The organism is Acidobacteriota bacterium (assembly GCA_016208495.1).
Classification (GTDB): Bacteria; Acidobacteriota; Blastocatellia; order Chloracidobacteriales; family Chloracidobacteriaceae; genus JACQXX01.
This window is the reverse complement of the sequence record JACQXX010000093.1, coordinates 25,044-39,991: the sequence shown is the minus strand read 5'-3', so window position 1 is coordinate 39,991 and position 14,948 is coordinate 25,044. Positions and strand designations below refer to the sequence as shown.

The window sequence follows — 14,948 nt, the reverse complement described above, 5'->3', positions numbered from 1 at the left end:
CTGTCCTGTGTGTGGTGTATCAACTTTAGTTCAGGTCGTTTAGATAACTATTTCCGGCAAGGTTTCTTTTTCTGAAAAACTCTATCTCCTTTTGAAAATCGTGAAGGAGTTTTGAACTGCCTTCATGACCTTAAGCAGGAAATCACATCAAACCATGTCATCGTGCTCGAAAATTTTTCCTTCTGTAAGTTTTTCCAGGATGGGTTTCTTTGGAACACGCTGGAAATTTAGTGTCAGCCCGCAAAGCAGGTGCCAGACAGTAGTCCCCAGTGCAACCGGGGGAATTGAAGCCGCAACCTCCCAGCCAGCGAAGCTGGCGACAGAGAGAAACGAACGCGACCAGGTCACGGAACTTCACCCGTACAACCTCCGATTGCCGCGAACTTCCTCTGTCTTGGCTTGCATTCCGGAGGGTGCGCCTCAAAGCAGGCTGCCCTCCGGCTACTTTCCACCGCCCTGCGAGCGGAAACCGACCTTTCCACAATAGAGTTACTTTAAACGAATCTCGTAATACGACCGCTTTTCATGCGGTTTGTCGCTTGGCCAGACGGCCCAGCCTTCCCACGCACTCAGGTTCTTTTTCATACAGCGCGTGTGGATGCGAATCAAACTATGGTCACGTTCTATTTCAATCAGATTGTACAACCGGGGCATTGATTCAGGTCGCTGGTCTTTGGCCGCTCCAAATGAACCAGCCCCGGCAATGTGAAGCTGTCGCGTAGGATGCAAATACCTAACTAGGTCAGCACAGTCTTCGTGAACGTGCCCGTGCAGGCACAGTTTGAATTTTTCCTTCTGAAGTCGCTCCAGAAAAGCGGCGTCCATGGTCGGTTCCTTGTCGGTCGTCACCGGGTGATGCCAGACCGCAATCCGTAAAATTTCAGCATCGTGCGCAAGCCGGTTTTCTTTTTTGGCCTGTTTGATCTGATTGTCAGCGTCAGCTAATCCTTTGGAAAGTGCGCCTTCGTTGATGCTTGACCGCTCTGGGAAATACTCGTCTATTTCAGAAGCTGAATTGAGCGCCAGGAATTGAAGGCCGTGTTCTTCGAAAAGGAATGACAGACCTTGTTTGGTGGCGTCGGTTGGATATGGCTTTTGCACCAGTTGATGGTAAAACTTGCCGAAGTTTTCAAACCGGTGTGGGTATTTATCATTGACGCGAACCAGATACCCGTCGCTTTGTTCTTTGTAACTTCCAGGTTTTAAGGCTTTTACATTTACCACACGCCTGTCTTTCCATTCATAGCATCCAGAAAACCAGCTCAAATCGTGATTGCCGGGCACAATGATGCACCGTTCGGCTGAAAGTTGAAATTGTTCGATCAGGCGTGAAAGGAACTCATGCACTTTTTCAAACTCTTCGGGCTGCGCTTTGTCGGTTAAATCACCTGAAATCACCAGATAATCAAGCTGCTCAGTGCCCAAGCCTTCGTCTTTATCCCGCAAATCACTCATCAACGGCTGCAATCTGGAAAGTGGATCGGTGTCGGGATTTACGTGGATGTCGCTCAAATGCAAAATCCGGATAGGGTTTTCTGATGATTGTTTTTCTTTTTCAATTTGGGCCCGGTTTGAAGTTTGCATATAGGTTGCCACTTCGGCTTTGCTCCTTTTTTCAATGGTGGTTTTGATCGCACTGAGTTCTTTTTCAATCCCTGGCGAAGTATCGCGAATTTTGGACGCTCGCTGGCCAATTCGGTTTGGTTTTCGGCATTTTGGACGCAAACAAACGATCTCAATTTCGTCGGCGTCAACATATTCCTGAACTGTATCCTGGTCAAAGCGATAACCACACGAACAGATAATCTCTTGAACCTCAGTGATTTCCACCCCTTCACGCCGGATATGATCTTCTACAAAAACAGTAAACAAATCACGAATTTCCGTTGGTGTTTGCTCGCTGAAAAATAAATCCAGGCAGGCACGCCCGCTCTTGTGAACCACTTTTTGCACCCCACACACACCAGAGCCAGGCTTTTCAAATTCAGCCCGGTCTTCCCAGAGACGAATCCGGCCAAAACGGTCGCTATATTCCAGCCTGGCGATCAGTGCTGAATAAATATTACCTATCGCCCCAGTGAAGCCATATTTCAGCGAGGGTGAATGTGGAGATTCTTCTCCATCGCCAGCTTTCACCGATGGGAAAAGCGCTGGGAAAATCAATAACCCTTCGTGTTGCAGGCAGATACCATGCTCAATCAAGAGTTCCACCACGCAATTCACTATCGTCAGTTCCTGGACAGGATTTAACCGCTCGCTTTCTTTCAAACGAGGGAAATTCATTTTTCCCAAAGCCACCTGCTGAATTTCCAGTGCTGGGAGCCCACGCGGGTTATTTCGAGCCGCAAAAATCAATGACCCGGCGTAGCGCTCAACTACGTCAATTTGTAACACCAGTACCCGTGCTCCGCCTACCATCCGGGTATCAACAATCAGTCCCTGGGCAGCCATTTGCTCAACAACAGCATTGACGGCAGCCGGTGTAAACGTTTCCAGATTCTTTGCCTGGATGCGTTTTTCCAGGTCGGAATAGAGCAAAACGACTTCACCCTGTTGCTGGTGATTTTGGATCTCATCCCTGATGGTCTGGAAAAGCACTGTCCGACTGACTCTGGTAAACGCTTTCCAATCAATTATTTCTGAAAGAGCTTTGCAAAGTTCCGGCACGCCACGCCCATTTTTGGCACTGGTTTCATAAAACTCAACAAACCCGCCGTTGTGCATCAACTGATTGAGTCCTGGCCGGTCAATGGCCGTTCCTGGCTCGTCCAGTTTTGTTCCAACCAGAAATTTGGTTGCTGATCGGCCTTTGAGTTGTTTCTTGAGCCGAACATTCCAGGCTTCAACTTCTTCAAAGGCGTCACGACCTCGGATTGGATCAAGCAACACCAGTGCCAGCGACGTGTCGTGCAAAAAGAGTTGATGTACCAGCCGATATTCATCCTGCCCGCCCAAATCCCAAAGCACAATTTCGCGGTTTTCATCTACTGGAGTCACCTGCTCTGAGCAAAGGTCCTCTGGTTTCAACGACCAGATTTTCATGCCATGGGTTGTATCCTGCTCTTCATAGCGCTTTTCCGCCATTTGGAGTGCCAGACACGATTTTCCAACGCGGCTTTCACCAACCAAAACCACTTTAGCCGTTGTTGAAACCACCGTTTTCGTCGCTTGTGCCTGAAGTGGCAAACTCTTTGGGTCAAATTTCCAGTGTCGGATGATACCGGCTTCAGAATCAAATACTGGTGAAACCTGGCGATCTGGACCTTGAAAAAAGAAAACCCCTGCACTGTGATATTTAGGTTTATCTAGTGGGTAACGAGCAATAATACTTGAACTTAACTTTTCCGATCCTAAATTCCAGATAATCACATCTCCTCTAAACGGTGCAAATATTAATATTGTCCCATCTGGTGACCAGTTTACGTTCCACACATTGTCCGTGAATCCTTCCAGCGTCCACCTCACCTTACCTGTTGCCACTTCCCACACCCATACCTTCCCACCGGCCCCACCACCTGCTAGCCACTCCCCATCTGGCGACCAGCTTAGGCTCAATACACTCCCCGGATACCGATCTAGCTCTTGTTTCACTTTACCTGTCGCCACCTCCCATACCCTCACTTCCCCATTGCCTGCTCCGCTCACCAACCACTTCCCATTTGGAGACCAGTTCACACTCCTTGCCCAATCCCTATGTCCTTCTAGCTCTTGCTTTATTTGCCCTGTCGCCGCTTCCCATATCCTCAGCTTTTGGTCGAAACCACCCGTCACCAACCACTCACCATCTGGAGACCAACTCACGCTTCTCATCCAATCTTTATGTCCATCTAACTCCTTCTTTACTTTACCTGTCGCTACCTCCCACACCCTTACTTTCTGATCTCCCCCACTACTTGCTAGCCACTCACCATCCGGGGACCAGCTCACATTCTCCATCCAATCCGTATGTCCTTTCATTTCCTGCTTTACCTTCCAGGTTGCCACTTCCCACACCTTCACCTTTTGGTCAAACTCTCCGCTTGCTAGACGCTTTCCGTCTGGTGACCAACTCACGCTCCTCACCCAACTTGTGTGCTCTCCCAACTCTTGTCTCATCTTACCTGTCGCCACTTCCCACACCCGCACCTTCTGATCATCCCCGCTACTCGCCAGGCACTTACCATCGGGCGACCAACTCACGCTCCACACACTCCCTAAATGCCCTCCCAGATTTTGCTTCATTTTCCCTGTCATCACTTCTGACACCTTCAGCTTTCCATCCACTGTGCCACTTGCTACCATCTGCCCATCTAACGACCAACTCACGGTTAACACACTTCTCGTATATTCTTCGAGATCTTGTCTGATCTTCCCGGTCATCACTTCCCACACTTTCACTTTCCCATCGTCCCCGCCACTTGCCAACCACTTCCCGTCCGGTGACCAACCCACGCTCCACACACTCGCCGTGTGACCTTCCAGCGCCTGCCTCTCCTTCCCCGTCTCCACCTCCCATACCCTCACCTTCCCGTCAGACCCACCGCTCGCTAACCACTTCCCCTCCGACGACCAGCTCACACTCCATACACTCCCACTGTGTCCTTCCAACTCGTGCCTCACCTGCCCATTCTCCACCTCCCATACCTTCACCTTCCCGTCGTTCCCACCGCTCGCCAACCATTTCCCATCCGGCGACCAACTCACACTCATTACCCAATCCATATGCCCTTCCAAAATCTGCTTCATATTTCCCGTCATTACATCCCAAAGCCAGATGGTGCAATCATTTCCTGCCGTCGCAATGGTTTTGCCATCCGGTGACCAGGCAAGGCTGTTGATGGTATGCGATTTCCGGCCCAGTACCTGGACCACATGCAGTGTTTGTGCATCATCATTTGGCATCATTTCATCAGACATAAACTGTTTCCTCTGTGGAGTAGGTTGGGAGTGATTCACAGCAACAGTGTACGGCAGTGCGATGTGGAATAATCCTTTCGAATGAGCCATTTGTCAAACAATTGTTAAAGGTAGTCAGTCGTCAGTCGTCAGTGGTCAATGGTTCGCTAAGCTCATTTGATTGAATCATTTGACAGTCTTCTCATCCGAGGCATTCACTGCAAAAATGCTTTCTATAAATTCTTTTGTACTGGATTCTGTAGAGACGGTTTGGAAATTCAAACCGAACCCCCTGAATTTCCAACCTGTTTTGCAGGAACTCATCACGGAAAAATTTACAGAAGGAATCTTTTTCTGAAAAGCTCTAACCTGCGCCGAAAGACGAACCTGCTGGTTCAAATGATGATAGAGTCGCCCCGAAAAGGAGATTCCCAGAATGAAAAACTTGAAACGGTCTCAAGATCTTGTGGGCGACCCCTTGCTTGTTTGGTTTCCCGGTACTGGGCAGACCACCCGCAGTAACGTAGGAGGAAAGGCCGCCTCCCTGATCTCGATGAGCGAGGCAGGCTTACCGGTTCCACCCGGCGTGATCCTCACCACCCTGTTCTTCGTGCCGTGGTTTGACGAAGTCAAAAAGTCCCCGACCTGGGGCAAGCTGAGTAAGTCGCCTTCGGATGAGTGGGCTTCGCTGTGTAACGAACTGAAGGAACGTGCCCTGATTCTTCCATTGACGGAAACACAACGCGCCGCACTTGACGCATTACTCCGCGACCTTGGGGACCTCAACCCCGAGGATCGCTTTGCGGTGCGTTCATCCTCACCCGAGGAAGATCTGGCCTCAGCCTCCTTTGCTGGAGGGTATGAAACACAACTGGGAGTGCGCCGGGCTGATCTGGAACGTGCCATCCGTGCTTGCTTTACATCAAGCCTGGATGCGCGTGTGTTTATCTATAAACAGCAGCAAGGTTTCAATGTGTGGTCACCATCCATCGCGGTCGTTGTGCAGCGGCAGATTGACAGTGAAATCGCTGGTGTCGGATTCTCACTCAATCCACTGACCAACGACTATGACGAAGCGGTCATTGACGCGAACTGGGGACTGGGAACGTCAGTCGTCGAGGGGCAGGCCACCCCAGACCACTTCGTCGTGAACAAAGTAACCCGCCAGGTGGTGGTGGAGTCACACGGTTCCAAACAGGTCTCGGTCTGGCTTGACGCCACAGGTGGCACCCTCGCCCGAGAAAAGTATCGCTCGGCGGAACGAACCTTGAGCACCGCCCAGCTCCACGAATTGACCGACCTGCTGAGCCGGGTCGAAACACTTTACGACGCGCCAGTTGACATCGAGTGGGCATACGCTAGTGAGAAACTCCACCTCCTGCAGGCTCGCCCAATTACCACCTACGTGCCCCTCCCACCCGAGATGATGACGCAACCGGGCGAACGCCGGCGGCTTTATATGGATGCGGCGTTGTCAAAGGGTATCACCACGAACAAACCCATCTCGCCACTGGGGCTGGATGAGGTCAATCACCTGTTTTCGGCGATCATCGAATCCTGGGTTGGCCCGGTGACACGCGACCTTCCACCAGCGGAGGCACTGCACCTCTTCGCGGGCAATCGAATGTATATGAACCTCTCAAATGTGATGTGGTTTGCAAGCCCGAAAATGCTGGCGCAAAGCAGCGCTCCGAGTGATACCTTGATGGCGGACATTCTGGCCAATGTTGATGCCACCCGGTACCGCGCCCTCACCCGCCCCCCCTGGCTGAAGTTCCGATACCTCTGGGTTATTCCCCGTGTCTTCTGGAATATGCGCGGCTTCTTTTGGCATACACTCAGCACCCTTCTCTTTCCGGAGCGTGCCTACCAGCGGTACCAGGAAACAACCAGCGCCTTTGAAGCGGAATTGCGTGCGAATCTCGACACCAACCTTCCCCTCGAAGATTTCCGTCGGACATATGAGGTTCGCATTGCACAAAAGTTTGATGTGCTCATGTCAGCACTCATCGTCGGACTCATCTCACCGGATCCGTTCGTCTGGGGAAAAAGTGATGAAGTCCAGCTACTTATGGAAAAAACCAGGCGCGGCGTCACAGGCAACGTAGTCGTCGAGATGGGGATGACACTACATCGGCTGGCTCACCTCCTGGACCGATCTGAGTTTGAAGATTTAACCCGGTTGAGCAAGCGGATTGAGCACCGCGCCCTGTCACCGGAGTTCCTGAATGCCTGGGACGACTTTCTGGCTCGATTCGGCTGGCGAGGTCCGCTTGAAATGGACCTGGCCAGCCCGCGCTACGCCGATGACCCACACCTTGCGCTCAGGCAAATGTCCTTCATGGCTGTCACGGATGGGTTTGATCCAGAAGCCACCCACAACCATCAGATCAAAGAGCGAGAGCACGCCACCGAAGCGTTGCTGCACAGGTCGGGGCCCCTGCGGCGGGCGTTTCTGCGTCGGATCTTTCGCCTCAATACCCTGTTTGCCGGAACTCGTGATACGCCAAAGCACCTGATCATTTTATTGAATTACGCCATCCGCAAACGTGCGCTGAACGAAGGCCGACGCTTGAGGCAGGAAGACCGGCTCGATGCCGCCGAGCACATTTTTGACTTGACGTTTGACGACCTGCGGGCAGCGGCCAGGGATGCCACGCTCGACCTGCGGAAACTCCGCGAACAGCGGATGAACTTCCGAAGGAAACTGGATACCCACGTGCGGTCATTCCCGCCAGTAATTGACTCGCGCGGTCGGATTTTGCGCCCCCGTCCCATCAAACCCGTACCTGGCCTTCTGACCGGGATGCCCGTATCAACTGGCGTAGTAACCGGGCCGGTCAAGGTTCTCCACAATCCTCACGAGAAACACGTGGAGAAAGGTGACATCCTGGTTGCCTATACCACCGACCCAGGCTGGACACCGTTGTTTGTGAATGCGGCTGCGATTGTGCTTGAGGTTGGAGGAGCGCTCCAGCATGGAGCTGTGGTGGCGCGAGAGTATGGAAAGCCATGTGTCGTGGGGATTGACCAGGTAATGGCAAAACTGCGCGACGGCGAGATGGTGGAAGTCAACGGGACGATGGGAACGGTACGTCTGTTGTCCTGACCGATACAAACACAAGGTTGTTTGTACCCACGTCAGAAAAAGAAACCAGGGATTTTCACCCCCAGTCCCTATAACATTCAGATAAGTACCTTGTCATAAGTTTTCTGAGACATTGGATTTGGTAAGTATTTGATTTTTTTGGTGGTTTCCGTGGTTTCCGTGGTTAAAATGCCTGGAAATTTTCGGTAAGGTACTTAAATATTTCTTTTGGCGTGCTGCAACTTGTTGCAGCTTTGTCAGATAGCGACTTATCGCTGTACTATGCGGCAAGACAAAAGTCAGCTAGCGACAAGTCGCTCTTAATAGAAAAGCGGTGACACATTCCCGCACACCACAGAAGCCGGTTTTAGTTCATCATTGATGAGGTCAAGTTATGAAATTCTTTTGGATGGTATGGTTTGCAGCCTTGAGCGTTGTTTTAATGCTCAGAACTATGGCGCATGCCCAACCAATTTTCACAGCTCAATCCGCAACGACGCAACCGACCAACCAAAAAATAAACTGGAAACAGGATCTCAACCTTGGACACTGGCTTCTCAAGTATGATTTGACAACGCTGGCAAATCACATTGCAGCGGAACCACCCACCTCAGACACTCCGGCCCAATTCCTTTTTCGATTACGGGTGTATGCCCAGGCTGGTCACTTTTTCCGGATCGAAAAGGCCATCCAGGCAGCTCCGTCCATCAAACTCAGCGATGAATCGCTGACTTGCGGCCTTTTTGATGATTTGATGTATTTCGGCGAGTTCCAACTGGTCAAAAAATTGATTGAATCCGACCCAGGGTCTGTGCCTGTCAGTCGCATCCCGGCAACTGAATTTTTAGATTTACTCAGGACAGCCAGTTCTGTTCAGGAAACCGACGCCTGGTTGGCCAGGATGGTCAAACTGAACCCAGGCTGGCTGATCTATCGCCTGATATTTCTGAGACACCATGGCGACGTCAGGCCGTTCCTGGCTCAGCTCCGCGCTGAAGTTGAACAACATCCCGAAGATGGACAGCGTGCCTGTCGTTATGTTGAGTACTGGAATATTGCACACAGTGAGGAATCTCTGGACTGGATGACCAGTGTTTGCCGCCCGGCACTGGCCTCCGATTGTTATGAGCTTGCGGCTCAGATGGAAGGCAGACTCTCCTTCCCAATCATCCAGAAATACTTTTTGGAACTGGCCTTGACCCGTCCGTTCACCCCCGCCGACGAAGTGTGGATACAAAAATGGTTCTCTGCCCAACTGCCTGACATCAACTGGGAACATTTATTTTGGGCAAAGGTGAACCATGGGCTGGCAGAAATCTACCTCAAGGAAGGTCAGCCCGAAAAAGCACAACCATTGATGGAGAAAGTTGCCCGGCTCAAGCCGCAAGGAATTCCACTGGGTGATTTTGCTTTTTCTGCCGGCACAGTTCAGAGGATATCTGGAGCACGGGTCATTGAACAATCAATCCTTGAAAATGAAGAAGCCCATCAACAAAAACCTGAATACTGGATTTCCCGTGCCAGCTATTATCTGGGACGTCAGGAACTCAAACTTTTTGAAGAAACAATTGATCAGGCTATTGCCCGGTTTCCTTTTCGTCCAGATTTCTATGAAACTCAAAAGCGAATCCAAATCCTCGAATTTTATTTCCAGTGGTTGAAAACGGCTCAATCCAAATGGAATATTGATATCAACCCAAGAATAAGCCGCTGGGTTCAGGAATTTGAAACGGCGCCGATTGATCATACGGACTATGCCTTTTTCCTCTATCAACAGGTAAAACCGTACTTGAAGAACCCAGATCAGTATTGGGTGTTTCCCAACGGACGCATGTGGAAAACGTTAGCCACAGGCTCATCCTGGTATGGGAAGCAAGATGAAATGTGGAACCAGATCCGAAAAGCACAGCCAGACCAGCGAAAGAAAATCTGCTCGCGGCTGGAGCGATTGGCCAAAAATGATCCAAAAAAACAGTATTTGTTGGGTCAAGCCTATTTTCAGAACAAGCTGTACCAGCAAGCGATTTCATTGCTGAAACCCGTGGTTCACACGTGCAAACCAGAAAATCCCTGGGAAGTATCCAAACTCCTGTGGGATTCATACCTCAAAATCGCCGATTGGAAATCAGCCGAATTCCTTATCTATGGCCGTTCACGGAGCGATAGAAACCCTTATTTTTCTGAAGATTGCGTTGAACTGGTTGTGATGGCTGCCCAGCATAAGGCATTTGATGAAGCATTGCGGTTGTGGGCCCGAAAAGAAGAGTTTGACCCACGCAGTCTCACAGAGCTGCCCAAACTGGTTGCACTGGGTATGCGGAAACACCTGATCCGTTATTACCAGCAAAAGAAACAGGCCGATCCTGAATCAGCTATACCAGACAAAGCACTTATCAGGTTGCAGTCAACTCTTAAATAGCTCCGTTGCGGAAAAGTCAGTTTTCACTCGAATAGCTGCCAGATCCAACCCCATAAGCGCCAGGATAAGGATTTCAGGCCCGCAGGGTCGTCGTGTAATAGCCGTGGTGCGAAGCCCACGGTCACGGCCAGGACGAGACCCAAACCCAACAAGAACGTCATTCAATACCAACGGAAAGGGCTCTGTTTCCTTATCCGGGCGCTTATGCCCTCTGGTCGTCCCCGCCGCTCGCCAACCACTTCCCGTCCGGATTTGAACCCGCGAAGCGGGTGACATTTTTAAAGCCTCGGGTGGAATGAGCGTCAGCGAATGGAATCCGTGGCGTCCATCACCGGGCAACGCACACCAGGGCGAGGAGGATTTCATCCCCACGGATTCTGTTTTCCGTTGCGCCTGATTCTGTTTTCCACGGATTCCGCTGCGCTCCACCCGAGGCTTTAACTCTTCCGCCCAATTCCTGGGCTCAAAACCGCTTATTTTTTCAACTCTCAATTCGCATCAGACCGTGGGCTGGCACACCACGGCTATTACACAACGACCCTGCGGGTCTAAAACCCGTATCCCGGAGCTAAAAAAACGGGCTGAAGATCTCGGGTTCAAGAAGCCGGGGATTTTCACCCTCAGCCCCAAGCCCGCTTTCTTCAGCCCGAAATCTTTCAGCCCTTGTTTTTCGAACTCCAGATTATACCATCTTGAAATCATTACCTCGGTTGGGCAAAAGGTCAAACTATTGAAACAATTGTATTTCCCTGAACCCTGAACCCCGAACCCTGAACCCTGGTGTTACTCCTGAACCCTGAACCCCGAACCCTGAACCCTGAACCCTGGTGTTACTCCTTTTCCAGTTTCCATTCAGCGTGTTGCGCTTCGTTGCGTGAACGCAGAATGGTTTGTCCGGAATCCTCATCATTAATATATATCCCTCGCCCACCGAGTTTGACATTGACCAGAATGACTCCGCCGCCGCTTCGTTCAAACCTCCAGTACTGTTCGCCTTCAGGATTGTCGGTCTTTTCAACCAGACTGACTGAACCATCATCACTGTCGTCTGCCTTGAGGCAATGGTCGTCTTTCCCGACGGGAACGATGCGAAAGGCTTTGGTGAATTGAGACGGAGCGGCTTCAAACTTCCATTTTCGAGCCTCTTCTCCGACATCCTTCTTTGAAAGAATCCCCGATTTGTCGTCGTTGAGCGCCAGGTAGAAGTCGTCTTTTTTGATCGTGTAGACATGGTCGCCCGTTTCAACCAGAACGAAGTCCGATTCAACGTTGTCATCTTTCAGAGGCGTCCCGCTGTATTTGCGACGGAACTCCATAATGCCGGTGCCTCCGTCCGGAGCCGCCCACCGCCCTTTTAGATATTCGAACTCGTCACCATCTTCGTGGCTGTAGGTCAACGAACGAATAATTGTTTTGGCATAATCAGTCTGGCCACCAATCTTTTGCTGGGGTTGCCAGACCATTAACTTCTGGTCGAAGTTGAAGTTACCAGTAAAGGCATAGTGACCGGAATTTTTGGGGTTGTTCTTATCATCCGCCGAATAATTCCCTGTCAGGTTGCGATAGGTGCCCGAGATGTCCAGTTTGGCATCGTAACTCGCCCAGGAATTGGCCGGTAACGTGAGTCCCCACCGGTTTTTTCCCCAGTCGAAGGCCGCATTGGCCGGGATTTTCCCAGTCCGATTCACACTGAGGACGTGGCCTTCCCACACACCTTCCAATGACTGAGCTGAAACACGTTCGGCCAACGCCGCCATCAACAGCAGCACACCCAGCAGTACCATGATTTTCAATTTGTGCATACATTCTCTCCTTGAAGCCCCTCTTTGCGGGCGGCTTACTGCCCGCCCCGCGCTTTGAGCAATTCCGCCGATTTTGTATTGCCAGATTTGATCGCAATCGTCAGCGGCGTTTGGCCAGCATTGTTTTTCAGATTCGGATCGGCGTTTCGGTCCAGAAGTAATTTAACGAATTCTTCTCCATTGGCGTGGAAAGCAGCCCGGTGCAAAGGCGTCGTGCCGCCAATATCCGCTGCATTCACATTGGCACCTTTATCAAGCATAAGTTGAAGGACAGCCATCGTTTGTCGGTTGCTCCGCAAACTCTGAAGCAGTGCCGTTGCCCCCTGGGGTGCGACCTCGTTGACGTTGGCTCCTTTCTCAAGCAGCAACCGCACCATTTCCGTTGACGGCCCTTTTTCGGCAATACCGGCCAGAATCGGCCATCCGCTTTTGCTCTTCGCATTGACGTTTGCGCCTTTCTCAATCAGCAAACTGGCCAGATCAACCCGGTCCATTTGCGCCGCATGCATTAAAGCCGTCACGCCCAGGGAGTCAGTCGCATTGACATTCGCGCCGTTCTCGATCAACAGGCGCACCATATTCAAATCCCCCTGCTTGACCGTTTCCAATAACACCGGATTGGTACCGTTATTCGGAAGATTGACGAGGTCTGGCGTCATAAACCCTGCGGAAAGAACCAGTTGCAGCACTTCGGATTTACCACTTTTCATGGCATCCGCCAGGGGGGTATTTCCGTCACGATCCAATACAAAATCCTTCAAACCGTTTATCCAGCCTTGTCGGTCTTCGGGTTTCATTTGCTGAAAGGAAGCTTTGTCAACCGTGAATGACCGATAGGCATAGAGCATATGGTTAATCGAATCCACATTTCCGCTGGCGACGGCGAGATGTAATGCGGTTTTCCCGGTTTGTTCATCCCGTGCAGCCATAAAGGCGCCCTGATCAAGTAATTCTTTAATTTTCGGAGCGTTGCCGGCTTTCGCGGCCTCCAGTAAGGCTTTCTTCAATTGTTCATCGTCTTGTGCAAAGCTGGCAGGGTTCAGGGTTCAGGGTTCAGGGTTCAGGGTTCAGGGTTCAGGGTTCAGGGTTCAGGGTTCAGGGTTCAGGGTTTCGAATATGGGTTGGTCCTGGTTTTCGCCGCGTGGCGGTGGTTGAATTGAGGCAGGTTATTGGTTGGCAAACACAGCCACCATATACCAGTTTCCATCACTGCCTTTGGCAATGCCAAAACCGACATGGGTGATCGGTCCTTCGAGATTCCAAAATGGGCGGTAATGGGTTTCGCTTTTCATCCAGCCGGTTGGGTAATCCTGGAGCCCTCCGGCACCTGCCGCTTCGGCACCGGCGATCTCACTCCCGGTGAACACTTTGAGCCGATCTCCGAGCGTGGCATATTTCGGATCGTCCTGATCGTGGGTTGGCTCTTTGACTTTGGCGCAATAGTCGGCCTGATGTTGAGCCGCTTCATTCAATTTTTCGTCTAACTCCAGCGGTTTCAAGTTTTTGGGCAAAGTGAGCGCTGTTTTGCTGCCCATTTCCCGGCGGTAGTTTGGGTTGGCGCGACCAGCATTGGCAACAGCCAGCATAAACCCGCGTGCTTCCTCAAGTTCCTCGGATGAAAGATGATCTTTCGAGGTCATGTCGGCGAGTCGCCAGAGCGCCACTTTCTCTTCGGAAGGCGTACCAGCAGAACCATCCAGATTGAGGCGAACGCTGGGGGCTTCTGTTCCGCTGCTTTCCGCAATGATCACTTTCGCTGAACTCCAACCTTCGGCACTGGTCGCCAAACTGGCCAAGGCATCGGCAAAGTCCGGCCAGAGTGCATCTTTGGTGTTACATTCCTTCCAGTCAGCCCCCATGCCGGAACCGGTAACCCAGGTAAAACTCCCTTCCTGCAATTTCGGCGTCTCCCATCCAAGTTCATTGCTGTGAAAACGAATGGCTTTGCCGTCAATGGTGTGGGTAAACGTCCGATAGCGCGGTGTGGTGTCGTCGCCCCCTTTTGGCGCTTTGTCTTTGTGCAAAATGAGCTTTACCGCATCGGGAGGCACCTGTACTTCAAACCGCAACTGGTCGCCGTCCCGGCTGGCGAGCCAGTACGTGGTTTGCGCTTGAGCCGCCAGGGTCGAACCCAGCAAAAACAGGATGAGCGCCATGAGTTTCAATTGAAGTCGGGTCATGTTCGGTGTCCTCTCCATAACAAGTCAGTGGATTTCAATGCCAGAGGGTATCAACTCTGCCTTTTTGGTTCGGCACGGAGTATGGACAAAAGACCGGAAAGTGAACATTCGCAAGACTACTTAGAACCCCTACGTAGAACTTCGTATTTTTTGCGGAGAGGATCAAAAAACGAATGAAGAATTGAGAATGAAAAAAGTGGTTAGTGATTAGTGGTTAGTGGTTAGTGGTTGGAAACAAAGGATTTGTCAGTACCACCCGCGTGAGCGGGTGGGTTTGGAATCAATAAGGCCCACCCACTAGAAGTAGGAAAATTCACCAAACTCTTCGGTGTCACTCCCACAAAACCGACTTCCACCAGGTCTTTTATGTCCTTTATGTCCCTTATGTCCTTTGGTTTGGGCTGGGTCAACCGCATTTGAGGCTAAAACTGAGGAAGTGGTCAGTATTTTGGGCGAAATTTAGGGAATGAAGAATGAGCTGAAAAAACTCGAAACAACTCTGGCCGAATTGGGGTTATACGCCAGTCGCACCACCCGACCACACTGGTCAGGACTGGACATCATTCATTCCAAATACTTTTTTG

Annotated in this window: 7 protein-coding genes; 2 read left to right on the top strand and 5 right to left on the bottom strand. The window is 51.1% G+C overall.

The window, feature by feature from the left end; all coding sequences use genetic code 11:
- Positions 1-489 precede the first annotated feature (489 nt).
- On the bottom strand, positions 490-4,896 hold the full coding sequence (locus HY774_19395) for a metallophosphoesterase (GenBank protein MBI4750656.1): 4,407 nt from the start codon (positions 4,894-4,896) through the stop codon (positions 490-492).
- A gap of 415 nt (positions 4,897-5,311) precedes the next feature.
- Between HY774_19395 and HY774_19390 the strand changes: the two genes are divergently transcribed.
- A complete protein-coding gene (locus tag HY774_19390; GenBank protein ID MBI4750655.1) occupies positions 5,312-7,984 on the top strand; it encodes a hypothetical protein in 2,673 nt (890 codons plus the stop codon).
- A 373-nt stretch (positions 7,985-8,357) separates the two neighbouring features.
- Positions 8,358-10,382, top strand: coding sequence for a hypothetical protein (locus HY774_19385; protein MBI4750654.1), 2,025 nt, complete (start codon positions 8,358-8,360; stop codon positions 10,380-10,382).
- Here the strand turns inward: HY774_19385 and HY774_19380 are convergent.
- The 4 genes from HY774_19380 to HY774_19365 form a co-directional block, all read right to left on the bottom strand.
- Complete coding sequence (locus tag HY774_19380; protein MBI4750653.1) at positions 10,368-10,748, bottom strand: hypothetical protein; 381 nt, start codon at positions 10,746-10,748, stop codon at positions 10,368-10,370. The genes HY774_19385 and HY774_19380 overlap by 15 nt on opposite strands.
- A gap of 464 nt (positions 10,749-11,212) precedes the next feature.
- A complete protein-coding gene (locus HY774_19375) occupies positions 11,213-12,184 on the bottom strand; it encodes a hypothetical protein (GenBank protein ID MBI4750652.1) in 972 nt (323 codons plus the stop codon).
- A gap of 35 nt (positions 12,185-12,219) precedes the next feature.
- Positions 12,220-13,191: an ankyrin repeat domain-containing protein gene (locus tag HY774_19370; GenBank protein MBI4750651.1), complete on the bottom strand. Its 972-nt coding sequence runs from the start codon at positions 13,189-13,191 to the stop codon at positions 12,220-12,222.
- Positions 13,192-13,350: 159 nt separating this feature from the next.
- Positions 13,351-14,364, bottom strand: a complete 1,014-nt coding sequence (locus tag HY774_19365; protein ID MBI4750650.1) for a CAP domain-containing protein — start codon at positions 14,362-14,364, stop codon at positions 13,351-13,353.
- Positions 14,365-14,948 lie beyond the last annotated feature (584 nt).